This window comes from Streptomyces sp. NPDC048288, assembly GCF_043201555.1.
GTDB lineage: Bacteria > Actinomycetota > Actinomycetes > Streptomycetales > Streptomycetaceae > Streptomyces.
Genome location: NZ_JBICZD010000004.1, coordinates 686,142 through 707,229, shown reverse-complemented (window position 1 = coordinate 707,229; position 21,088 = coordinate 686,142). Strand labels below are relative to the sequence as shown.

Below are 21,088 nucleotides of genomic sequence, written 5' to 3'. Positions count from 1 at the left end.
GTGCCGGCCGGCACCCGCGGGGTCCGCGCGCTCCGCTCAGCAGATCCGGGGCAGCTGCTCCCCGAGCGGCATGTCGACGACGCGGGTGCCGCCCAGTCCGGTGGCGACCACGACCATGCCGGGGTGCTCGGTCACGCACGTGCCGATGCGGGCCGCGCCCGCCCCCTGCGGATGGGCGCGCATGGCGTCAAGCACGGCCTCGGCCTCCGTCGGCGGGACGAAGGCCACCAGGCGGCCCTCGTTGGCGACGTAGAGCGGGTCGAGCCCGAGGAAGCCGCAGGCGTTGGCGACCGCGTCCGGCACCGGGATCGCCCGCTCGTCGAGCCGCACCCCCGTTCCCGAGGCGCGGGCGATCTCGTTCAGCGAGGCGGCGAGGCCGCCGCGCGTCGGGTCGCGCAGGACGTGGACGTCCGGGGTGACGTCCAGCATGGTGGCCACCAGGTCGGCCAGCGGCGCGGTGTCGCTGGCGATCTCGACGCCGAACTCCAGCCCCTCGCGCACGCTCAGCACGGCGACCCCGTGCAGGCCGATCGGCCCGCTGACGATCACGGCGTCCCCGGGCCGGGCCCGCTGTGGCCGGATGTCGACCCGTTCGGGCACCAGGCCGACCCCGGCGGTGGTGACGTACACGCCGTCCCCGTGTCCGGCCTCGACCACCTTGGTGTCGCCGGTGGCGATGGTGACCCCGGCGGTCTCGGCCGCCGCCCCCATGGCCCGCGCGACGCGCTCGACGACGGCCAGCTCCACGCCCTCCTCCAGGACGAACGCGGCGGAGAGATAGGCGGGCCGGGCGCCGCTCATCGCCAGGTCGTTGACCGTGCCGTTGACGGCGAGGTCGCCGAGGCAGCCGCCGGGGAAGAAGAGCGGCCGTACGACGTAGGAGTCGGTGGAGAGGGCGAGCCGGGCGCCGCCGAGGTGCAGGACGGCCGAGTCGGTCATCCCGGCGAGGAGGGCGTTGCCGTAGGCGGGGGTGAAGACCTGCTCGATCAGTTCGGCGGAGAGGGCGCCCCCGCCGCCGTGGCCCATCACCACGACCGGCTGGTCGCGGATCGGTGCCGGACAGCTCCAGTGCGCGGGGTCGACGACGGTCTGCTCAGCCAACGGGGTTCATCTCCTCGCGCGCAACGGCCGGTTGGGACATCCGGCGGTAGAGGTAGTAGGCGGCGCAGGCGCCCTCGCTGGAGACCATGGTGGCGCCGAGCGGGGTGCGCGGGGTGCAGGTGGTGCCGAAGGCCGCGCAGTCGGTGGGCTTGATCAGTCCCTGGAGGACCTCGCCGGCCCGGCATTCGGCCGGTTCCTCGGTGCGGATGCCGGTGACGTCGAAGCGGTGCTCGGCGTCATAGGCCCGGTAGGCCTCGCTGAGCCGCCAGCCGCTGGCGGGGATGCGGCCGATGCCCCGCCAGTTGCGGTCGGTGACCTCGAAGACCTCCTCGATCATGGCGATCGCGGCCGGGTTGCCGTCCGGGCGGACGGCCCGGGCGTAGGCGTTCTCCACCCGGTGCTCGCCGCGCTCCAACTGGCCCACGGCGCGGCGGATGCCCTCCAGGATGTCGAGCGGTTCGAACCCGGTGACGACGATGGGGACCCGGTGCCGTGCGGCCAGTTCCGGGTACTCGGCCATGCCCATCACGCTGCACACGTGCCCGGCGGCCAGGAAGCCCTGCACCCGGCAGGCGGGTGCGGTCATGATGGCCTCGACGGCCGGGGGGACCCGGACGTGGGAGACCAGCAGGGTGAAGTTGGTCAGGCCCAGGCGCTTGGCCTGGTGGACGGCCATGGCGTTGGCGGGGGCGGTGGTCTCGAAGCCGATGGCGAAGAACACCACCTGCCGGTCCGGGTGGCGCCGGGCGAGCTGGAGCGCGTCGAGCGGTGAGTAGACGACTCGGACGTCGCCGCCCTCGCCCTTGACCCGGAACAGGTCCCGGTCGGTGCCGGGGACCCGGAGCATGTCGCCGAAGGAGCAGAAGATGACACCGGGACGGGCGGCGATCTCCAGGGCCTTGTCGATGCACTCCAGCGGGGTCACACAGACCGGGCAGCCGGGTCCGTGGATCAACTCGACTTCCTCGGGAAGGAGTTGGTCGATGCCGTGCCGGATGATCGAGTGGGTCTGGCCGCCGCACACCTCCATCAGGGCCCAGGGCCGGGTGACGGTGGCCCGGATGTCGTCGAGCAGCCGGCGGGCCAGCTGGGGGTCGTTGAACTCGTCGAGGTACTTCACCGGGGCTCGCTCCCCTCGGTCTCCGGAGCCGCCTGCCGGGCCGCCTGCTGCCAGGCGTCACCGAACTCCTCGTCCAGGAGCCCCAGTTCCTCGAAGAGCTTGAGGGAGGCCAGGGCCGACTCCTCGTCGAGCCGCTGCAGGGCGAAGCCCACATGGACGATGACGTACTCCCCCACCCGCACGTCGGAGACGTACTCCAGGCACGCCTGCTTCTGCACTCCGCCGAAGTCGATCAGGCCGGTGAGCGGATCGGCCGTGTCGTCGATGCTCACGACTCTGCCGGGCACTGCCAAACACATGGGTCACTCCGTCTCGTCGCTGAATCGGGTACGTCGGTCGTGGTCGGGGCGGTCGTGGTCGGATCGTTCGTGGGCCGCTACCACCAGCTGCCCGAGGGCCAGGCCGCCGTCGTTGGGCGGGACCTCGCCGTGCAGCAGGACCGTGAATCCGTCGGCGCCCAGCAGGTCCGTACTCGCACCCTCCAGCAGGGCGTTGGCGAAGACGCCCCCGGTGAGGGCGACGGCGGTCAGGCCGGTGGCCCGGCGGGCGGCGCGGCAGACGTCCAGGACCGCCCGGGCGACGCCGCGGTGGAAGCGGGCCGCGATCACCGGCACCGGGACGCCCTGGCGCCGGTCGGTGATGATCGCGTGCAGCGCGGGGGCCGGGTCGAAGCGGTCGCCGAAGCGGTAGGCGACCGGGTCGGCGTCCCAGGCCAGGCAGGCCTGCGCCTCCAGTTCCAGGGCGGCCTGGGCCTCGTAGCCGACGCGGTGGCAGACGCCCGCGAGGGAGGACACGGCGTCGAAGAGCCGGCCCATGCTGGAGGTGGCCACACAGCCGACCTGGCTGGGCAACTGCCGGGCCAGCAGCCTGAGTTCCTCGCGGGAGCAGGCGGCGACGCTGGGCAGGTCCGGGTCCCAGGGCAGCCCGGCCGCCCAGAGCCGGGCCAGTGCCGTCCGGCAGGGGTTGGCCACGCCCGCGTCCCCGCCGGGCAGCGGGGCCGGGGCGAGGTGGGCGAGGCGCCGGTAACCGGTGTAGTCGGCGACGAGCACCTCGCCGCCCCAGACGGTGCCGTCGTCGCCGTAGCCGGTGCCGTCGAAGGCGACCCCGATGACGGGGGCGGTGCCGTCCAGGCCCGCCTCGGCCATCGCGGCGGCGACATGGGCGTGGTGGTGCTGGACCAACACCGGGCTCTTCGCCGGGAGTCGGGCGGCGCGGCGGCGGGCCCAGGCGGCGGAGTGGTAGCCGGGGTGGCGGTCGGCGGCGACGAGTTCCGGGCGGACTCCGGTCAGCCGGTGCAGATGCCGTTCGGCCCGGACGGCGGCCTCCAGGGTGGCCAGGTCGCCCATGTCGCCGATGTGCGGCCCGAACCAGGCCAGGTCGCCCTCGCCGACGCACAGCGCGTTCTTCAGGTCGCCGCCGACCGCGAGGGCGGGCCGCACCGGGACGGGCAGCCGCAGCGGGCGCGGGGCGTAGCCGCGGGAGCGGCGCAGGACCTGTTCGGTGCCGTCGGCGCGGACCCGCAGCAGGGAGTCGTCGCAGGGCGAGGCGATGGGCCGGTCGTGGGCGAGCCAGGCGTCGGCCAGTCCGAACAGCCGGGTCAGCGCCTCGTCGTCGTCCGTGACGATGGGCTCGCCGGAGCGGTTGCCGCTGGTCATGACGAGGACGCGGGGGCCGGGCGGGTCGCCGGGGAGGCCGAACAGGAGGGTGTGGACGGGGGTGTAGGGCAGCATCACGCCGAGGTGCGGGCTGCCCGGGCAGACGCCGGGGGCCAGCCGTACCCCGTGCCGGGGGCGGAGCAGGACGATGGGCCGGCGGGGGCCGGCGAGCGCCGCCCGCTCCGCCGTCCCGACCTCGGCGATCCGTTCGGCCTGGGCGAGGTCCGCGCACATCACCGCGAACGGCTTGTCGCCGCGCGCCTTGCGGGTGCGCAGGGTGTCGACGGCCCGGGCGTGGGAGGCGTCGCAGGCCAGGTGGTAGCCGCCGATGCCCTTCACGGCGAGGATCCGCCCGGCGGCGAGCAGTTCCCGCGCCCGGGCCAGGGCGTCGCCGTCGCGGGCCGCCCGCACCCCGCTGCCCGCGGCGGGCACCAGCCGCAGCCGGGGGCCGCAGTCGGGGCAGGCGACGGGCTGGGCGTGGAAGCGCCGGTCGGCGGGGGCGTCGTACTCGCGGGCGCAGTCCGGGCACAGGGGGAAGCCGGACATGGTGGTGACCGCGCGGTCGTAGGGCATGCCGGTGGCGATGGTGAAGCGGGGTCCGCAGTGGGTGCAGGTGATGAAGGGGTGCCGGTGCCGGCGGTCGGCGGGGTCGGCCAGCTCGCGCAGGCAGTCGGGGCAGGTCGCGGTGTCGGGCGGGAGGAGGGCGCGGCCCGGGGCCGACTCCTCGGTGGCGCGGATGGTGAATCCGCCGTCCGCCCCGGTGGCGGGTACCTCCTCGACGCCCACGGCGGTGACGGTGGCCAGCGGCGGCGGCTCGTCCGCGAGCCGCGCGCAGAACCGCTCCACCCCGGCCGGTGCCCCCTCCACCTCGATGAGCACCCCGCTCGCGGTGTTGCCGACGAACCCGGTGAGCGTCAGGTCGGCGGCGAGGCGGTGGACGTACGGGCGGAAGCCGACGCCCTGCACGGTGCCGCGCACCGTGATGCGCCGGCGGACGGCGGTCGCCGTGGTGGGGGCCGTCACGAGGCGGTCGGGGCGTGGACGTGACCGTGCGGGTGCGGGGCGAGGGGCGGCCGGTGGGCGGGGGCACCGTCCCGTACGGCGAGCACCCGGTCGAGGACGGTGTCGACGCCCTCGCCGGTGCGGGCGCAGGTGGGCACGATCTCCACTCCGGGGTTGACCCGCCGTACCTGCTCGGCGAAGGCGGTCCCGTCGAAGCCGGCCGGTCCGGCGAGGTCGGTCTTGGTGAGGACGACCAGGTGCGCGGAGCCGAAGGCGGTGGGGTACTTGGCGGGCTTGTCCTCGCCCTCGGTGACCGCCATCAGCACGATCCGCAGGTGTTCGCCGAGGTCGTAGGAGGCCGGGCAGACCAGGTTGCCGACGTTCTCCACGAACAGCAGCGCGGTGTCGGCGGGCAGCCAGCCGTCCAGATGGCCGCGGACCTGCCGGGCCTCCAGATGGCAGAGTCCGTCGGTCAGCAGCTGCTTGACCGGAGCGCCCGACCGGGCCAGCCGCCGGGCGTCGTTCTCGGTGGCGAGGTCGGCGGTGAAGGCGGCGACGGGGACGTCCCGCTGCCCGGCCCTGGCCAGCACCCGGCCGAGCAGTTCGGTCTTGCCGCTGCCGGGGCTGGAGAGCAGGTTCACCACGCTCACCCCGCGCGCGGCCAGGTCCTCGCGCAGGCTGGCGGCGAGGCCGTCGTTCCTGGCCAGGACGGCCCGGGTGACCTCCTCCGACTGACACATGGGTGCTCCTCGGTCGCTTCGGCTGGGGAAGGACCGGTGGCACGGGTGGGTCCTCGTCCTGGTCCGCTAGCGATCCTCCGCGCCGGTGGCGGCCGGGTGCGGGAGCCCGGCCGCGGCGCGGCCCGCGGATTCCTCCGGGCGGTCCAACGGGGGCGTGACCAGGGGATCCGCCAGCAGCGCCGGGACCAGGGCGTGCAGGGCGGCGACGGCTCGCCCGACCGCGTCCCGGACCGGTCCGGTGAGGCCGGGGGCGATGTCCTCGTCGCCGCGCGGCAGCTCGCCGGGCTCGCAGGCGAGGACGAGGACCCGGGGCAGGGGTTCGTCGCCGAGGTGGGCGGCGAGGGCCAGCACCTTCGCCGGGTCCATGCCGTGCGCCTCGGGCGGGGCGGCCGGGGCGCCGTCGGGCGGTGCCGGCTCGACGAGCGACAGGGTGCCGGGCCGGTGCCCGCGTGCGGCCACGTCCACGAGTACGGCGACCGTCCAGCCGTCGAGCAGCTCGTAGGCGAGGTCCATGCCCCGGATGCCGAAGTCCCGGACCCGCACCCCGGGCGGCAGCGGGCGCTCGGCCAGGGCGCGGATCACCTCGGGGCCGAAGGCGTCGTCGCCGAGGAAGATGTTGCCGACGCCCGCCACCAGCAGCCGCGTCACCGGGCACCGCCGGGGACCTTGCGGACGAAGTCGGAGCGCAGCGCGTGGTAGGGGGCGGTGGGGTCGAAGAACAGGGCCCGCATCCGGGCGAGTTCGTCCTTCCGGTACGCGGCGAGCGGCCGTTCCGCCTCGTCGGCGCGGCGTGCCGCGGCCTTGGCGGCGATCCGGCGATCGAGGTCGGACCGCTCCGCGAGCGCGGCGGCCAGCCGCTCGACCTCTCCGGTGAACCCCCGCGCGGGTACCGGGAGCAGCCGGTCGACGAGTCCGGTCCGGGCGGCCGTCGCGGCGCTCACCGGCTGGGCCTCGTCCGTGAGCCGCGCGGCCGTGTCCGCTCCGACGCGGCGGGGCAGCGAGTACGTCCAGAACTCCGAGCCGTACAGGCCCATCCGCCGGTAGTGCGGGTTGAGGACGGCGCCGGTGCGGCACCAGACCTCGTCGGCGGCGAGGGCGAGCATGGCTCCGCCGGCCGCCGCGTTGCCGCCGAGCGCGGCCACCACCAGCCGGTCGGTGGTCCGCAGCACGGCCTCGACCAGGTCGTCCATGGCGTTGAGGTTGGTCCAGGACTCCGCGGCGGGGTCGGCGGCGGCCTCGATGACGTTCAGGTGGATGCCGTTGGAGAAGAAGTCGCGCCGGCCGCCGAGGACCAGGACCCGGGTGGGCCGGGCGAGGGCGTACTCGTAGGCGGCCAGCAGGCGACGGCAGTGGCCGGTGCTCATCGCGCCGCCGGGGAAGGAGAAACTCACGAAGCCGACGTCGCCGTGCTGCCGGTAGTGGATGTCGGTCCAGGTGCGGCGGTCCGGGGGCAGTTCGAGCGGGGCGGGGTCCTCGGGGAGGGCCGGGCCGGTGAGGACGTCGGCCGCGGGGCGGCGGAAGGGGGCCGGGTCGCCGGAGTTCTTCCGGGGGCGCAGTTCGGGGATCCACACGGCGCCGTCGCGGGTGGCCCGGCAGACGGCGCCCGCGCGGGTGGCGAGCAGTTCGCCCGGGCGGCCCCGCAGCCGGTCCTCGGGATGGCCCCCGTGCAGAAACACCTCCCGGTCGCGGATCTCGTCCAGCACCCCGGGCTGGGAGTCGGCCCCGCGGAGTTTGCGCAGCACCGTCGGGGTGTCGTCGGCGGCCCAGTCGATCCGCCGCCGCGACTGGCGGAAGACGTCGCGCCAGACGACCCGGGCGCGGATCTCGGGACCGCTCTGCGGCCGTGGCTTGTACGAGCCCTCCGCGTACCGTCGTACGGCCCGGTGGACGGCGGTGAGGGCGGCGTCGGCGGCCTCGCCCCGGTACAGGTCGCTCTTGCCGACCGGCTCCACCGGGAAGGGCTCGCTCGCCCAGACGGCGCCCGCGTCCATGGCGGCCTCGGCCTGCAGGACGGTCACCCCCCAGTCGGGGGCCTGTTCGGCGACGGCCCAGTCGAGGGAGGAGGGGCCCCGGTCGCCGAGCGGACCCGGGTGCACGACGAGACAGGTGTGCCGCTGCCACACGTCGTCGGGGAGCGCCGTCTTCAGCATCGGCGCGATGATCAGCTCCGGGCGCCGGTCCCGTACGGCGGAGCGGACGGCGTCGGGGCCGTGGGCGGCGAGGACGACGTCCACCCGGTGGCCGAGGTCGGAGAGTTCGGCGTAGACCCGCTGGGACAGGCTGTTGAACGCGCTTGCGACGAGCAGAATGTCCATGGTGCGGCATATTCGCCGCTTCAGCGGCTTCCGGAAAGGACCCGCGCGGCGTTTCGCCGCCCGTCCTGCGGCGCCCGCCCCTCCTCCTTCCGGAACGCCCAGTCCATCCGGGGTTCCATCACGCACCGGAAGACCCGGCGCACCGGCGGGGTGCACAGCAGGGTCACCGCCACGGCGGCGGCGACGGTGACGGTCAGCGCGCCCAGTGGGCCGTGCGTCCAGGCCGGGTCGTACCAGTGGGCGGGCTTGGCGCCCTGGGCGAGGAAGCCGTGCAGCAGATAGCCGTAGAGGGTGCCCGCGCCGAGGGCGGTGAACCAGGTGCGGCGGCCCGGGACCCAGGCGAGGAAGCAGGCGACCAGCAGCAGGGAGCAGCCGAAGGTGGCGAGGGTCATGACGGGCCCGTACCAGGCGGGCGCGCCGAGCTGCTCGGCGCTGTCGCGGTGGAAGAACCAGCGGTAGCCCGAGCGCGGCACCGACCAGTACGCCACGGCGAGCGCGCAGCCGAACACCGGCACCGCGCAGATCCGGACGCTCCGGCGGCGCAGCCGGCGGAAGTGCTCCGGCCGCAGGCACAGGCCGAGCACGAAGTACGGCAGGAACTGCAGGACGCGCTGCAGATCGAGGTCGTCGCCGATGGACGAGGAGAGGCTCGCGAGCATGGCGACGGCGAGCGCGACGGGCAGCGGCCACCGCGTGATCCGCCAGATCGGCGTCGTCAGCCGCCACAGGAACAGGGCCGCCAGGAACCAGGTGAGGTACAGGGGGTCCAGCAGGCTGATGTCGCGGTCCGGGGCGTGGTCGCTCCACCGGGTGAAGAGGGTGTAGGCGACCTCGAACACCACATAGGGCACGGCAACGCCGGTGACCAGCCGCCGAATGCGGGCCGGGCTCGCGTCGAAGCCACGGGAGAAGTGGCCGGAGACGACGATGAACGCCGGCATGTGGAAGGCGTAGACGAGGGTGTAGAGCGCGGTGACGGTACGGCTGTCCGCGCGCAGCGGCTCCCAGGCGTGCCCGACGGCCACGAGCACGATCGCCAGGTACTTCGCGTTGTCGAAGTAGGCGTCCCGCCCGCCGCCCGGCGGGCCGCTCCCGGCCGCGTCGACTGTGGCTGCTGTCTCGCGGAAGCCGGACAGACCAGAACACCTCTTACACATGACATGCGCTTCGGAAAGCGACGGGGGACGGGGGCGAAGACGGGGCGGAGGCCCCGGACGGCACCGCTCCGGACACGCTGCTCTCCGGATTTCCCCGGCGTAAACCCACCCTTCCGTGTGGGTGTCGACACGGGAAACCACGCCCGTCCGGCGGGCCGCCGGACGAAGATGGTCACGTCCGTACCGACCGCCATCTCCTGGGAGCGTGCCACCGTGACGTCGTCGGACCGGGGATCCGCCCGCTGCGAGGAACTGCTCGACACCCGCCCGGAGACCCTCCGGGAAGCGGCCCGGGACTTCGGCGGGCTGGTGCACGCACCGCCGCTGGGCGTGCTGCGGCCCCGGTCCGCCGCCGAGATCAAGGACGCGCTGGCGTACGCCGGGCCGCGCGGGATCCCGGTGGCCGCGCGGTCCGGCGGTCACTCCCTGTACGGCCAGGGGCAGGCGCGCGCCGGCATCGTCCTCGACCTGGGCGAGCTGAGCGCGGTCGGGCCGGTGACCGGGGACCGGGTCGAGGTGCGGGCCGGGGCGCTGTGGCGGGACGTGCTCGCGGCGACCCTGCCCCACGGACTGGCCCCGCCCGTCCTCACCGACTACCTCGGGGCCGGCGTCGGCGGGGTGCTGAGCGCGGGCGGCCTGGGCGGCGCCAGCCACCGGCACGGTCTGGTCGCGGACTCGGTGCTGGAGCTGGAGGTGGTGACCGGGGCCGGTGAGCACCTGGTCTGCTCGCCGGACCGGCACGGCGCCCTCTTCCACGCGGTGCTGGCCGGTCTGGGCCAGGTGGCCGTCATCGTCCGGGCCACCCTGCGGCTGGCCCCCGCGCCCGCCCTGGTGCGCCGCTACTGCCTGTACTACCCCGACCTCGACGGCTACCTGTCCGACCAGCACCTGCTGGCCACGGACCGGCGCTTCGCCTATCTGGAGGGGCAGGCCCGTCCCCTGGAGGACACCGCCGGCGGCTGGCACTACATGGTCGAGGCGGTGGCCGCCCACCAGGGGCCGACCCCGCCCGACGACCCGGCCCTGCTCGCGGACCTCTCCTTCGACTCGGCCGAGATCACGGACCTCGGTTACGCCGAGTTCGCCGACCGGGTGGCCGAGGACGAGGAGATCCTGCGCGCGAGCGGCGAGTGGCTGCACCCGCACCCCTGGCTGAACCTGCTGCTCCCCGAGGACACCGCCGCCTCCGTGGTGACCGACGTCCTCACCGACCCGGCCTTCCGGGACCTGCGCGAGAACGGCCTGGTCCTGCTCTACCCGCTGCTCACCCGCACCCTGCGGGCCCCGCTGTTCCGCCGCCCGCACGGCGAGGTAGTCCTGCTGCTGGCCCTGCTGCGCACGGCGGCCCCGGGCGCCGCCGACCCGATGGTGGCCGCCAACCGCACGGCGTTCGAGTACGCGCGGGCGAAGGGCGCCGTGGCCTACCCGGTCAACGCGCTGCCGATGTCGCCCGCCGACTGGCGGGAGCACTACGGCAGCCAGTGGGGCACCCTGACCGAGGCCAAGAACGTGCACGACCCGCACGGGGTGCTGGGCAGGGGGCACGGTCTGTGGCTGTGACCGGGGCCACAGGTGCTTGCGGGACCTCGGTGTGTCGATTCCGCCCGGCGCCGTTCGTCGGTGGGGTGTAGGAAGCACATGAGCACCGGGAGGAAACCATGAAGTACATGCTGCTGGTCTGCGGCGACGACACCGCCGACGCCTCCGGGATGGCACCGGTCGAACCCTGGGTGGAGGAGCACGGCGTGCGCACCGGGGCCCGGCTGTACGGCCACCGGCTGCGGCTGCCGGACACCGCGGTCACCGTCCGGGTCCGCGACGGGGAGGTGCTGCGCACCGACGGCCCGTTCGCGGAGACGAAGGAGTACGTCGCCGGGTTCGACGTCGTCGACTGCGCCGGTCTGGAGGAGGCGGTACGGATCGCCGCCCGGCACCCGGTGGCCACCATCGGGGCCCTGGAGGTGCGCCCGTTCTGGGACGAGGGGCTCATGGAGGACGCCGGGACGGCCGTCCGCCGGATCGACGGCGAGCTGACCGAGGCCGCCCGCGAGCGCGACGTCGACCGGATGACGGCCTGCTACGCCCCTGACGTGGAGGCCTTCGGACCGGCCGGTGCCGAGGCGCAGTCGGGGATCGCCGCGGTCCGCAAGGCGGTCGAGGAGTGGTTCGCGACGCTGACCGGGCCGGTCCACCGCGAGGTGCTCGACCTGCGGGTGCGCCCCGGCGAGGGCAGTACCTTCAGCCACGCCCTGGTCCGGCTGCGGGGCACCCGGGTGACCGGGGAGCCCCTGGACCAGGTGGTGCGGGTCTCCACCGGCTACCGCGACACCGGTTTCAGCTGGGTGATCGCCCACGAGCACGTCTCGGTCCCGTCGGCGGGGACCACCGGGAAGGAGGGGTCATGAAGTACGTCCTGTTCATCTGCACCCCGGTCGGCGGCGAGGAGCTGAGCCCCGCCGAGATCGCCGAGGACCCGCGCTTCACCTCGTACATCCACGAGGTCCGCACCCGGGACGTGGTCCGGGGCGGCGCCCGGCTGCGGCCCGCCGCCGACGCGACCACGGTGCGCGTCCAGGGTGACGAAATGCTGCTGAGCGACGGGCCGTTCGCCGAGACCAAGGAGTACATCGCGGGGCTCGACATCATCGAGGTCGCCGACCTCGACGAGGCCCTCGCGCTCGCCTCGCGGCACCCCGCGGCGCTCGCCGGCGGCTCCGTGGAGGTGCGGCCGGTCTGGGAGTGAGTGCCACGGACGAGGTGGAGGCGGCCGTCGCCGCCGCCTTCCGCGAGGAGTGGGCCCAGGTCGTCGCCACCCTGATCCGGGTGACCGGCGACTGGGACCTCGCCGAGGAGTGCGCGCAGGACGCCTTCGCCCAGGCGCTCGACCGGTGGCGGCGCGACGGAGTGCCGCGCCGCCCCGGCGCCTGGCTGACCACGACCGCCCGCAACCGTGCCCTGGACGTGCTGCGCCGGGAGGCGGTGGGCGCCGAGAAGCTGCGGGAGGCCGCCGTGCTGGCACGGGACGAGGGGCCGTACGACCCGGACCACGACGGCGACGACAGCGGGGTGCGGGACGACCGGCTGCGGCTGCTCTTCACCTGCTGTCACCCGGCGCTGCCGATCGAGGCCCGGGTCGCGCTGACCCTGCGCACCCTGGCCGGGCTGACCACGCCGGAGATCGCGCGGGCGTTCCTGGTCCCGGAGGCGACGATGGCGCAGCGGCTGGTGCGGGCCAAACGGAAGATCCGCAACGCCGGTATCCCGTACCGGGTGCCGCCCGCGCATCTGCTGCCCGAACGCACGACGGGCGTCCTGGGCGTGCTCTATCTGCTGTTCAACGAGGGGTACGCGGCCACCGCGGGCGCCGACCTGATCCGCGCCGGCCTGTGTGCCGAGGCCGTCCGCCTGGCCCGGCTGCTGGCCCGGCTGATGCCCGACGAGCCGGAAGCGGCCGGGCTGCTGGCGCTCCTGCTGCTGCACGACGCCCGCCGGGAGACCCGGGTGGACGCGGCGGGCGACCTGGTGACCCTGGAGGACCAGGACCGCACGGCCTGGGACCGCGCCGCGATCGACGAGGGTGCCGCGCTCCTGGAGGGTGCCCTGCGTCGCGGCCGGCCCGGCCCCTACCAGATCCAGGCGGCCGTCGCGGCCTGCCACACCACCGCGTCGACGGCCGCCGACACCGACTGGGCCGACATCGCCGGCCTCTACGGCGAACTCCAGCGGTACGTCCCCTCCCCCGTGGTCCGGCTGAACCACGCGGTCGCCGTGGGCATGGCCGAGGGCGGCGAGGCGGGGCTCGCCCTGGTCGCGGAGCTGGAGGCGGCGGACGAGCTGGCCGGCTACCACCTGCTGCCCGCGACCCGCGCCGACCTCCTGCGCCGGATGGGACGCCTGCGGGAGGCGGCCGCATCGTACGCGCGGGCCCTGGAGTTGGTGGAGAACGCGGCCGAACGCCGGTTCCTGGAGAAGCGGCTCGCCCAGTGCGGCGGCGCCGGGGGCTGACCGGAGCCCCGGCCGGGGGCTTCCCCCACCCCGAATGCGGCAGCCCACTGGAGTGATCGCGAGGCGGGCTCTGCCTAGCGTGTGGGCGCATGGCAATGATTTCCGCGAAGTCCGCCCTGGCGTTATCGGTGGCGGCGATCGTGCTGGCGGCCGCACCCTCGGCCTCCGCGCGGTCGTCCCCACCCGGGCCGTCCGAGCCCTGCGGCAGACACGAAGAGGTCCGCCGGGCCCTGACCGCACTCACCGCACACGACCACATCGCCGGAGCCTCGGTCCTCGCCGACGGCCCGTGCGGGCGCTGGTCCGAGACGGCCGGTACGGCCGATCTGGGCACCGGCCGCCCCATGAACACCACCGACCGGCTGCGCGTCGGCAGCGTCACCAAGACGTTCACCGCGACCGTCGTCCTGCAACTCGCCGCCGAACACCGGCTCTCGCTCGACACCCCCGTCGCACACTATCTGCCGGGCACCCTCGGCGCTGCCGGGAAGCACATCACCGTACGCCGACTCCTGCGCCACACCAGCGGGTTGCCCGACTATCTCGACGCCCCCGAGTGGGAGCACCCGGAGCGGCTGCGCCACCGCCACTTCGAGCCCCGTGAGTTGATCGCGCGCGCCCTCGAACTCCCCCGCCCGCGGCAGCCCTGGCACTACGCCACCACCAACTACCTGGTGCTGGGCCTGATCGTCCAGCAGGTCACCGGCCGCGGTCCGGAGACCGAGATCGACCGACGGATCATCGAACCCCTCGGGTTGCGCGACACGTACTGGCCGGGTGACGAGACACGGATCCGGGGACGGTACTCGCACAGCTACTTCGCCGCCGAGGACGGGCGGCGCGTCGACGGCACCGACTGGAACACGACCTTCGGCGGGGTGGGCGGAGCGCTCGTCTCCACGCAGTCCGACCTCACCCGGTTCGCCGACGCGCTGCTCGGCGGACGGCTGCTGCCCGCGCCCCGACTCCGCGAGATGCAACGGACGGTGGCCGCCGATCCGGACCGGCTGTGGCCGGGCGCCCGGTACGGGCTGGGCCTGATCTCGTCGCCGTTGTCGTGCGGCGGGGTGTGGTGGGGGCACGCCGGGACCGTGCCGGGCGGGCACCGGGCGCTGGTCGCCGTCGGGCCCGGCGGCCGGAGCGTGGCCGTCGCCCTCGACCAGGTGCCGGACACCCTCCGGGCCGAACAGGACTTCCAGGACCTCGTCGACACCTCCCTCTGTGCCTCCGAAAGGACCTCCGCATGACCGGCTTCGCGGCATCGGCCGCCCTGGCCCTGGCGAGCGCCCTGGCCCTCGGCACCACACCGGCCACCGCCCACAGCGCCGCCCCCGACCCCCTGGCCCACTACCACCACCAGCACCTCGACTGGAAGAGCTGCGTGCTCGGGCCCGACGACGACACCGGCAAGGACCTGGAGAAGGCCGGCGCCCGATGCGCCGACGTCACCGTGCCGTTGGACTACGCCGATCCCAACGGCCGCACCGTCACCGTCGCCGTCTCCCGGATCAGGGCCACCGACACCGCCCACCGGGTCGGCGCGCTGCTCCTCAACAGCGGCGGGCCGGGCGGGCAGACGATCGGCGACCCGCCGTGGGTGCGCGCGGCGATGAAGGACGTCGGCAAGCGGTACGACGTGGTCGGTGTGGACCCCCGGTTCGTCGGCCGCAGTACCGCCCTGGACTGCCACTGGCCCACGGGGTCGGGGATCCGCGGCCCGGGGCACGACCGGGCCGGCTTCGACCGCTCCACCGCCTTCGCCGAGGAACTCGCCCGTGACTGCCGGAAGTACGAAGGGGACGTACTGCCGTACGCCACCACCCGGAACACCGCGCGGGACATGGACGTGATCCGCGCCGCGCTCGGCGAGCGGCGGATCTCCTATCTCGGCTACTCGTACGGCAGTTACCTCGGCGAGGTGTACGCCACGATGTTCCCGGGGCGCACGGACCGGGTGGTCCTGGACGGGGTGGCCGACCCCGCCCGCTACAGCCCCCGGCTGCTGCGCGGCTCGGAACCCGCCAACCGGCACGCCCTGCGGGACTGGGCTTCCTGGGCCGCCGCCCGGGACACGACGTACGGCCTGGGCCGCACCCGGGACGCGGTGCTGGCGGCCGTGGACCGGATCCAGGCCGCCGCCGAACGGGCGCCGCTGCGGGTCGGCGCCTACCGGGTGGACGACGGTGCCGTACCGATGGTGGTCTTCAGCGGCCTCTCCCAGGACAACGACGCGGCCTACGGCGCCTTCGCCCAGGGCGTGCGCGATCTGCGGGACGCGGCCGACGGCAGGACCGTCACCCCGAGCGCCTGGCTCGCGGACACCCTGGGCTTCATGCTCACCGGGTCCGAATCGGCCTACGGCAGTGTGCAGATGTCCATCCTCTGCGGTGACGTCGCCGCGCCCCGCGATCCGCGGACGTACTGGCGTGATGTGCAGACGGCCCGCGCGCAGGACCCGTTGTTCGGTCCGGTGACCAACAACATCGGGCCGTGCGCCTTCTGGGAGCCGCCGCGCGAGCGGCCGACCGCGATCAGGGACGATGTGCCGGCCCTGCTCGTCAACGCCACCGGCGACCCGCGCACCGTCTACGAGGGCGCCCAGGCGGTGCACGACGGCTGGCCGAGCTCCCGGCTGGTGACCCTGCGCGGCGCGGACCAGCACGCGGTGTTCGGTGTCTACGGCAGCGACTGCGTGGACGCGACCGTCAACGCCTACTTCGCGACCGGGCGGCTGCCCGGCGCGGACGTCACCTGCGCCGCGTCCCCGCACTGAGCAGTGCCTCCGGGCCGTTCCCGCGCCGGGACGGCCCGGAGGTTCCCGGCCGGATCAGGCCCGGCGCGCGTCCCGCGCCAGCGCCTTGAACTCCGGCCACCGCACACGCGGCCGGGCGAGACCGCGCCGGGCCAGATAGCGGTCGGTGGCCCGCTTCGTGGTGCGCAGCACGCTCAGCGCGTCGCTCGCGCGGCCCGTGCCCATCGGCTCCACCACCTTGTCCGGGACCAGCAGCCATCCCGTGTCGCTCTCCCGCAACTCGCCGCGCACGAGGGCGTTGTGCATGTGGTTGAGAAGCTCGTCGTGCCGGTGCACGAGAAGCGAGGCGGGGCCCGGTGCGGCGGGGCAGTCGGCCGGCACGGTCACGGAGAAGCCCTCGGGCGTGGGCACCACCCGGGTCCGGGCCGCCACCGGGGCGCCGGAGGCGTCGCGGGCGGCGAGCACGGCCGTCGGGTAGCGGGCGATCTGCGCGGCGCCGACCAGGTCGCCGGCCGGTGCGGGCGTGCCGGGCGCCGCGGGCAACTGCGGCCGTACGACGACCTGTTCGGGCGTCACGGTGATCAGCAGCCGCAGGTAGTACCAGTCCATCAGCAGGCGCATCGGAGGCGCGAGGTAGGACCGGCTGTGCGGCTGCCGGGTGAACAGCATCCGCCAGTAGTCCTCGGCGCCCCGCGGTCCGGTCATGATCTCGTCGGGGCACTCGGCGCGGCCGCCGACGAAGATCTGCGGAGGCTCCTCGCGGCCACTGCCGGTGGGGTCGGAGAAGAGCAGGGCGACCCGGCCGTCCCGGCGGATGTTCAGCGCCTTCTGCGCGAACGCCAGGGACGTGCTGAGCAGCAGGGTCCCGTCCGGGCGGCGCCGCACGGCCGTCGGCCAGGCCGCGGGCGCGCCGTCCCGGCCGAGGGTGACGAACTCGCAGGTGCGGTAGGCGTCCAGGACGTCGAGCGGGGCGGAGTCGAGAACGGTCACCGGGCTACTCCCCGTCCAGCGGGGCACGCATGGCCCTGCGGTAGGCGGCGTACTGGCGGCGGCCGACAGCCTGCCACAGCAGCCGGCCGAGGAGCGGGGCCTTGCCCAGGAAGTAGGCGCTCTCCTCGGGCGTGGCCTCCTCCAGGATCGCGCCGAGGGCCAGCATGCGCTTGTTCTTCGGTATCCCTTCCATGCCGCGCTCTCCGACCAGGTCCCACTCGGCGACGGTGAGATGCGCGGCGATCAGCGGCAGTACCGACCGCTCCTCCTCGTCGAGGTGGTCCAGGAGGGCGGTGCGGTGCGCGTCCAGGGCCAGGGCCAGTTCCTCGCCGGAGATCCGGTCGGCGGACCGCTCCCACACGGGCAGCCACTCGGCGACGGCCGTCAGGGTGGCGTCGATCGCCTCGTGCTGCTCGGTCATCCGGCCCACCAGCGCCTCGTCGTGCGCGGCCCGGGACCGCAGCAGCGGCCAGACCAGCTCGTCCTCGGCGAGGTGATGGTGGTGCAGGCCGTTGGTGTAGTCGCGCAGGGCCTCGGTGACCCGGGCCGCGCGGGCCGTGTCGCCGTCGGGTACGGCCCGCACCAGCCGGGGCAGCATCGCCGACTCGCGGCGGAAGACCCGGTGGACCACGACCATTTCGTGGGTGTGAGGACGCTCGGCGGTGGCCGGGGCGCCCTGGCTGCTGTAGGGGGACACGCTTGCTTGCTCCAGCGATCAGGTGTGTCGGTGTCGGTCGCCCACCGTGCCGCGGCCCTCTTGGCGTCCGCTTGGCGGCCGGCTTGGCATGCGGTCCGCCGGCCGCGTCGACGGCCCTGAGGACACCGCGTTTATCGTCTGTTGACGGCATCGGCGCCGTGCTCGGGTAGATTCCCGCGGCGTGCTGCGTTTGCGAGTCCTTGGTCCGCTGGGTGCCGAAGTCGCGGGGTCACCGGTCGCGTTGGGTGCTCCGCGGCAGCGCGCCGTGCTCGCGCTGCTGATCGCGGCCCGGGGCGGTGTCGTACCGGTCGAGCGGATGGCGGACGCGCTGTGGCGGGGTGAGCCGCCGGCGAAGGCCACGGTGTCGCTGCACGCCTATCTGTCCAATCTGCGCCGGTCGCTGGAGCCGGGCCGGCCGCCGCGCGCGCCGGCGGCCGTGCTGGTGACCGCTCCCCCGGGGTACGCGCTCCGGCTGGCCGGGGACGCGGTGGACGCCTGGCGGTTCGAGACCTGGCTGGGCCGGGCCCGCGGTGCCCCGGCCGAGGAGGCCCGGCGGCTGCTCGCCGAGGCGCTCGGCTGGTGGCGCGGGCCGGCCTTCGCCGAGCACGCGGACGAGGAGTGGGCCGCGGCGGAGGTGGCCCGGCTGACCGGACTGCGCGCCGACGCCGGTGAACTCGCCGTCGCCGCCGATCTGCGCACCGGCCGGGCCGCGCAGGCGGCGGCCGACGCCGAGTCGCTGGTCCGGGACAGCCCGCTGCGCGAGGAGGGCTGGCGGCTGCTGGCGCTCGCGCAGTGGGCGTGCGGCCGGCGGGCCGACGCGCTCGCCTCGCTGCGCCGCGCCACCGCCGTGCTGCGCGAGGAACTCGGCTGCGATCCCGGGCCCGCCCTGCGGGGGCTGGAGCACGCCGTGCTCGCCGGGCGGCTCGACGTCCTGCGCACGGCCGTGCCCGAGCCCGCCCCCGTCGAACTGCCGGTGCGCACCGGGCGCGGGCTCTTCGTCGGCCGGGGCGCGGAGCTGCGGGCCGTGGACGCCGCCGCCCGGGCCGCGTGGGAGTCGGGTGGCCTGGTGCTGGTCACGGGCGAGGCCGGGGCCGGCAAGTCGGCGTTCCTCGAACGGTCGGCCGCCGCGCTGCGGCAGGCCGGCTGGCGGGTGGTGGTGGGACGCTGCCCCGAGTACGAGGGTGCCCCGCCCGCCTGGGCCTGGGTGGAGGCGCTCGGCGCGCTCGCCCGTGAGGTGCCCCCGCCGCGGCCGGACGAACTGGCGGTGCTGCTGCGGGAGCCGGAGAGCACGGCCGCCCCCAGCCGCGACGAGGCCACCGCCGGCCGCTTCCGTATGCACCGCGCCTTCGCCGCCTGGCTGCGCGCCGCGGCCTCGGGCGCGCCGCTCGCCGTCCTCCTGGACGACCTGCACCGCGCCGACGCCGAGACCCTGGCCCTGGTCGAGGCGGCGGCGGCCGTCACCGGCGTCCCGCTGCTCCTGGTCGCCGGTTACCGGCCCGCCGAGGTCGGCGAGCACCTCCTCAAGTCGCTCGCCCAGCTGGCGCCGACCGCCCCGCGCCGGATCACGCTGGGCGGTCTGCCCCCGCAGGACACCGCCACCCTGGTCGCCGCCGTCTGCGGAACCCCGGTGGACACGGCGACGGTCACGGCACTGGCCGAACGCACCGGCGGCAACCCCTTCTACGTGCTGGAGAGCGCCCGGCTGCTCGCCGACGAGGGCGCTCTGGTCGCGGTCTCCGAGGTCCCCCAGGGAGTGCGCGACGTCCTGCGCCGGCGCCTCGCGCTCCTCCCCGCCCCCGCGCGGTCCGTCGTCCGGCTCACCGCCGTGCTGGGCCTGGAGACCGAGGTCGCCCTGCTCCTCGACGCCGCCGAGGCGGACGAGGAACAGGTGCTGGAGGGCCTCGACGCCGCACTCGCCGCCGACCTGCTCGCCGAACCCGGGCCCGGCCGCGTCCGGTTCGTGCACGCCCTGGTCCGTGACACGGTCTACGCCGACCTGTCCGGCGTACGGCGCGCCCGGCTGCACGCCCGCGTCGCCCGGCTGCTGCGCCGCCACCGCCCCGGCGAACTCGCCGCGCTGGCCCACCACTTCGCCCGCTCCGGCAGCGCCGCCGACGCCCCCCTCGCCGTGGACTACGCGCTGCGGGCCGCCGAGACCGCCGAGCGGCGCTACGCCCACGACGTCGCCGTCACCCTGATCCAGCAGGCGATCGAGACCCGCACCGCCACCGCCGACGACGGCGCCCCGCCCGACCTGCTGATCGACCTGCTGGTGCGGCTGCTGGGCGCGCAGGTGCGCACCGGCGCCACGGACGCGGCCCGGCGCACCCGGCAGCGGGCCGTCGAACTCGCCGAACAGGCCGACCGGGGCGACCTGGTCGCGGCCGTCTACGGGGCCTGGACCGAGCCGGCGCCCTGGCGCAGCCGGCTCGAAGGGCCGTACGACCGGACCGCCCTGGCCCGTCTCGAAGGTCTGGCCGCCGATCCCGGGCTGGACGGTCCGACCCGGGCCCGGGTCCTGCAGGTCCTCGTCGACGCGGTCGCCGCCGAGGACGCCGACCGGGCCCTGGAGGCGGCCGGCGCCCAGCTGGCGCTCGCCCGTGCGGACGGTGAACCCCGGTTGATGGCCGCCGCGTTGATGACCTCGGCCCGGCTGCTGCCGCACGAGACCCGGGCGGCCGACCGGCCGCCGCTCACCGCCGAGCTGCGGGGCCTCGCCCACGCCCACGACCTGCCCGCCTACCGCTGGGTCTGCGAGCACCTCGACGCGATGACCGCCGCCGCCCGCAACGACCCCGCCGCCATGCGCCGGCACACCGAGGAGGGCCTGGCCCTGGCCCGTCGCTACCGCCTGGTGTGGGCGCAGGGACTCAGCGCCGCGAGCTCGGCCATGCTGGCGGCGGTGACCGGCCGCTTCGAGGCGGCGGAGGCCGGTTACGCCGAGGCCGACACGCTGCTCCAGCGGGTGGGCGCCCACCACGCCACCGGGCTGCGGACGCTGGGGCTGATCAGCATGCGGCTCGCCCAGGACCGCGCGGCCGAGATCGAGCCGATGGTCCGTGCCGTGTACGAGTCGGCCGGCGGTCCGGTCGCGGTGGCCCAGGCCCTCGTCCTGGCCCGCCTGGGCAGGCTCGACGAGGCGCTGGCCGTACCCGTCCCCGCGGAACCGCTCCGCGACCACCTCTACGGCCTGGAACTCGACTTCCGCGCCCAGCTCGCCGTGCTCCACCGCGACCACGACACCGCGGCGGCCCTCCTCCCCCACCTGCTCCCCCTGCGCGACCAGCTGGCGGGCGCCGCCGGCGCGGCCTACGCCGGCCGCCCCCTCGCCCACGCCCTCGCCGACCTGCACCGCCTCCTCGGCGACGACCGCGCCGCGGCAGCGGGCTACGCCCTCGCCGAACGCACCGCACACGCCTGGGGTTCGGCCCATCTCGCCGGGAGCGCCCGCCGGGCCGCCGCGGACCTGGCCGGCACCCGGACACGCCGCCGCACCTTCGCGACCTGACGTGCCGGAGGCGGTGGTCCGGACGGGTCCGGTGCCCGCCTCCGGC

At 75.3% G+C, this 21,088-nt stretch carries 17 protein-coding genes; 7 read left to right on the top strand and 10 right to left on the bottom strand.

Annotated elements, in window-relative coordinates:
- Positions 1-36: 36 nt before the first annotated feature.
- The 8 genes from hypE to ACGFZS_RS18430 all read right to left on the bottom strand — a co-directional run bounded on the left by hypE (position 37) and on the right by ACGFZS_RS18430 (position 9,090).
- Positions 37-1,026: a hydrogenase expression/formation protein HypE gene (gene hypE, locus ACGFZS_RS18465; protein WP_393659286.1), complete on the bottom strand. Its 990-nt coding sequence runs from the start codon at positions 1,024-1,026 to the stop codon at positions 37-39.
- Positions 1,027-1,093: 67 nt separating this feature from the next.
- Positions 1,094-2,221, bottom strand: coding sequence for a hydrogenase formation protein HypD (gene hypD, locus ACGFZS_RS18460; RefSeq protein ID WP_393795955.1), 1,128 nt, complete (start codon positions 2,219-2,221; stop codon positions 1,094-1,096).
- Positions 2,218-2,520: a HypC/HybG/HupF family hydrogenase formation chaperone gene (locus ACGFZS_RS18455; RefSeq protein WP_393795954.1), complete on the bottom strand. Its 303-nt coding sequence runs from the start codon at positions 2,518-2,520 to the stop codon at positions 2,218-2,220. The genes hypD and ACGFZS_RS18455 overlap by 4 nt, the downstream gene beginning before the upstream one ends.
- 3 nt (positions 2,521-2,523) lie before the next feature.
- The gene (hypF, locus tag ACGFZS_RS18450) at positions 2,524-4,899 is read right to left on the bottom strand and encodes a carbamoyltransferase HypF (RefSeq protein ID WP_393795953.1); all 2,376 of its coding nucleotides are present in this window, start codon (positions 4,897-4,899) and stop codon (positions 2,524-2,526) included.
- Positions 4,896-5,618 (bottom strand): hydrogenase nickel incorporation protein HypB, encoded by a 723-nt coding sequence (gene hypB / locus ACGFZS_RS18445; RefSeq protein WP_393795952.1) that lies wholly within the window; start codon positions 5,616-5,618, stop codon positions 4,896-4,898. Before hypB ends, hypF begins: the two co-directional genes overlap by 4 nt.
- A 66-nt stretch (positions 5,619-5,684) precedes the next feature.
- Complete coding sequence (locus ACGFZS_RS18440; protein ID WP_393795951.1) at positions 5,685-6,266, bottom strand: hydrogenase maturation protease; 582 nt, start codon at positions 6,264-6,266, stop codon at positions 5,685-5,687.
- Complete coding sequence (locus ACGFZS_RS18435; protein WP_393795950.1) at positions 6,263-7,933, bottom strand: hydrogenase maturation protein; 1,671 nt, start codon at positions 7,931-7,933, stop codon at positions 6,263-6,265. The genes ACGFZS_RS18440 and ACGFZS_RS18435 overlap by 4 nt, the downstream gene beginning before the upstream one ends.
- A gap of 20 nt (positions 7,934-7,953) precedes the next feature.
- On the bottom strand, positions 7,954-9,090 hold the full coding sequence (locus ACGFZS_RS18430) for an acyltransferase family protein (RefSeq protein WP_393795949.1): 1,137 nt from the start codon (positions 9,088-9,090) through the stop codon (positions 7,954-7,956).
- A gap of 213 nt (positions 9,091-9,303) precedes the next feature.
- On the opposite strand from ACGFZS_RS18430, the gene ACGFZS_RS18425 reads away from it, so the two are divergent.
- From ACGFZS_RS18425 to ACGFZS_RS18400, 6 genes are all read left to right on the top strand, one after another.
- Positions 9,304-10,650 (top strand): FAD-binding protein, encoded by a 1,347-nt coding sequence (locus ACGFZS_RS18425; protein ID WP_393795948.1) that lies wholly within the window; start codon positions 9,304-9,306, stop codon positions 10,648-10,650.
- Positions 10,651-10,748: 98 nt separating this feature from the next.
- On the top strand, positions 10,749-11,495 hold the full coding sequence (locus tag ACGFZS_RS18420) for a nuclear transport factor 2 family protein (protein ID WP_393795947.1): 747 nt from the start codon (positions 10,749-10,751) through the stop codon (positions 11,493-11,495).
- Positions 11,492-11,833 (top strand): YciI family protein, encoded by a 342-nt coding sequence (locus ACGFZS_RS18415; protein ID WP_393795946.1) that lies wholly within the window; start codon positions 11,492-11,494, stop codon positions 11,831-11,833. The genes ACGFZS_RS18420 and ACGFZS_RS18415 overlap by 4 nt, the downstream gene beginning before the upstream one ends.
- The gene (locus ACGFZS_RS18410; RefSeq protein ID WP_393795945.1) at positions 11,830-13,095 is read left to right on the top strand and encodes an RNA polymerase sigma factor; all 1,266 of its coding nucleotides are present in this window, start codon (positions 11,830-11,832) and stop codon (positions 13,093-13,095) included. The genes ACGFZS_RS18415 and ACGFZS_RS18410 overlap by 4 nt, the downstream gene beginning before the upstream one ends.
- A gap of 89 nt (positions 13,096-13,184) precedes the next feature.
- The gene (locus tag ACGFZS_RS18405) at positions 13,185-14,342 is read left to right on the top strand and encodes a serine hydrolase domain-containing protein (RefSeq protein WP_393795944.1); all 1,158 of its coding nucleotides are present in this window, start codon (positions 13,185-13,187) and stop codon (positions 14,340-14,342) included.
- Entirely contained in the window at positions 14,339-15,868 is a 1,530-nt protein-coding gene (locus ACGFZS_RS18400) for an alpha/beta hydrolase (RefSeq protein WP_393795943.1), read from the top strand. The genes ACGFZS_RS18405 and ACGFZS_RS18400 overlap by 4 nt, the downstream gene beginning before the upstream one ends.
- 54 nt (positions 15,869-15,922) lie before the next feature.
- On the opposite strand, the gene ACGFZS_RS18395 is transcribed toward ACGFZS_RS18400, so the two are convergent.
- Together ACGFZS_RS18395 and ACGFZS_RS18390 are read right to left on the bottom strand one after the other, a co-directional pair.
- Positions 15,923-16,837 (bottom strand): pyridoxamine 5'-phosphate oxidase family protein, encoded by a 915-nt coding sequence (locus tag ACGFZS_RS18395; protein WP_393795942.1) that lies wholly within the window; start codon positions 16,835-16,837, stop codon positions 15,923-15,925.
- Positions 16,838-16,841: 4 nt separating this feature from the next.
- The gene (locus ACGFZS_RS18390) at positions 16,842-17,534 is read right to left on the bottom strand and encodes a hemerythrin domain-containing protein (RefSeq protein ID WP_393795941.1); all 693 of its coding nucleotides are present in this window, start codon (positions 17,532-17,534) and stop codon (positions 16,842-16,844) included.
- Positions 17,535-17,715: 181 nt separating this feature from the next.
- Here ACGFZS_RS18390 and ACGFZS_RS18385 point away from each other — a divergent pair, with 181 nt between their 5' ends.
- Entirely contained in the window at positions 17,716-21,042 is a 3,327-nt protein-coding gene (locus ACGFZS_RS18385) for a BTAD domain-containing putative transcriptional regulator (RefSeq protein WP_393795940.1), read from the top strand.
- Positions 21,043-21,088: the final 46 nt, after the last annotated feature.

What these genes read in the sequence shown, in the direction of transcription:
- ACGFZS_RS18455 (WP_393795954.1), bottom strand. Translation starts at nt 2,520, where the DNA reads ATGTGTTTGGCAGTGCCCGGCAGAGTCGTGAGCATCGACGACACGGCC.
- hypE (WP_393659286.1), bottom strand. Translation starts at nt 1,026, where the DNA reads ATGGGCCACGGCGGCGGGGGCGCCCTCTCCGCCGAACTGATCGAGCAG.
- ACGFZS_RS18400 (WP_393795943.1), top strand. Translation starts at nt 14,339, where the DNA reads ATGACCGGCTTCGCGGCATCGGCCGCCCTGGCCCTGGCGAGCGCCCTG.
- ACGFZS_RS18420 (WP_393795947.1), top strand. Translation starts at nt 10,749, where the DNA reads ATGAAGTACATGCTGCTGGTCTGCGGCGACGACACCGCCGACGCCTCC.
- ACGFZS_RS18435 (WP_393795950.1), bottom strand. Translation starts at nt 7,933, where the DNA reads ATGGACATTCTGCTCGTCGCAAGCGCGTTCAACAGCCTGTCCCAGCGG.
- hypB (WP_393795952.1), bottom strand. Translation starts at nt 5,618, where the DNA reads ATGTGTCAGTCGGAGGAGGTCACCCGGGCCGTCCTGGCCAGGAACGAC.
- ACGFZS_RS18405 (WP_393795944.1), top strand. Translation starts at nt 13,185, where the DNA reads ATGGCAATGATTTCCGCGAAGTCCGCCCTGGCGTTATCGGTGGCGGCG.
- ACGFZS_RS18430 (WP_393795949.1), bottom strand. Translation starts at nt 9,090, where the DNA reads ATGTGTAAGAGGTGTTCTGGTCTGTCCGGCTTCCGCGAGACAGCAGCC.
- ACGFZS_RS18415 (WP_393795946.1), top strand. Translation starts at nt 11,492, where the DNA reads ATGAAGTACGTCCTGTTCATCTGCACCCCGGTCGGCGGCGAGGAGCTG.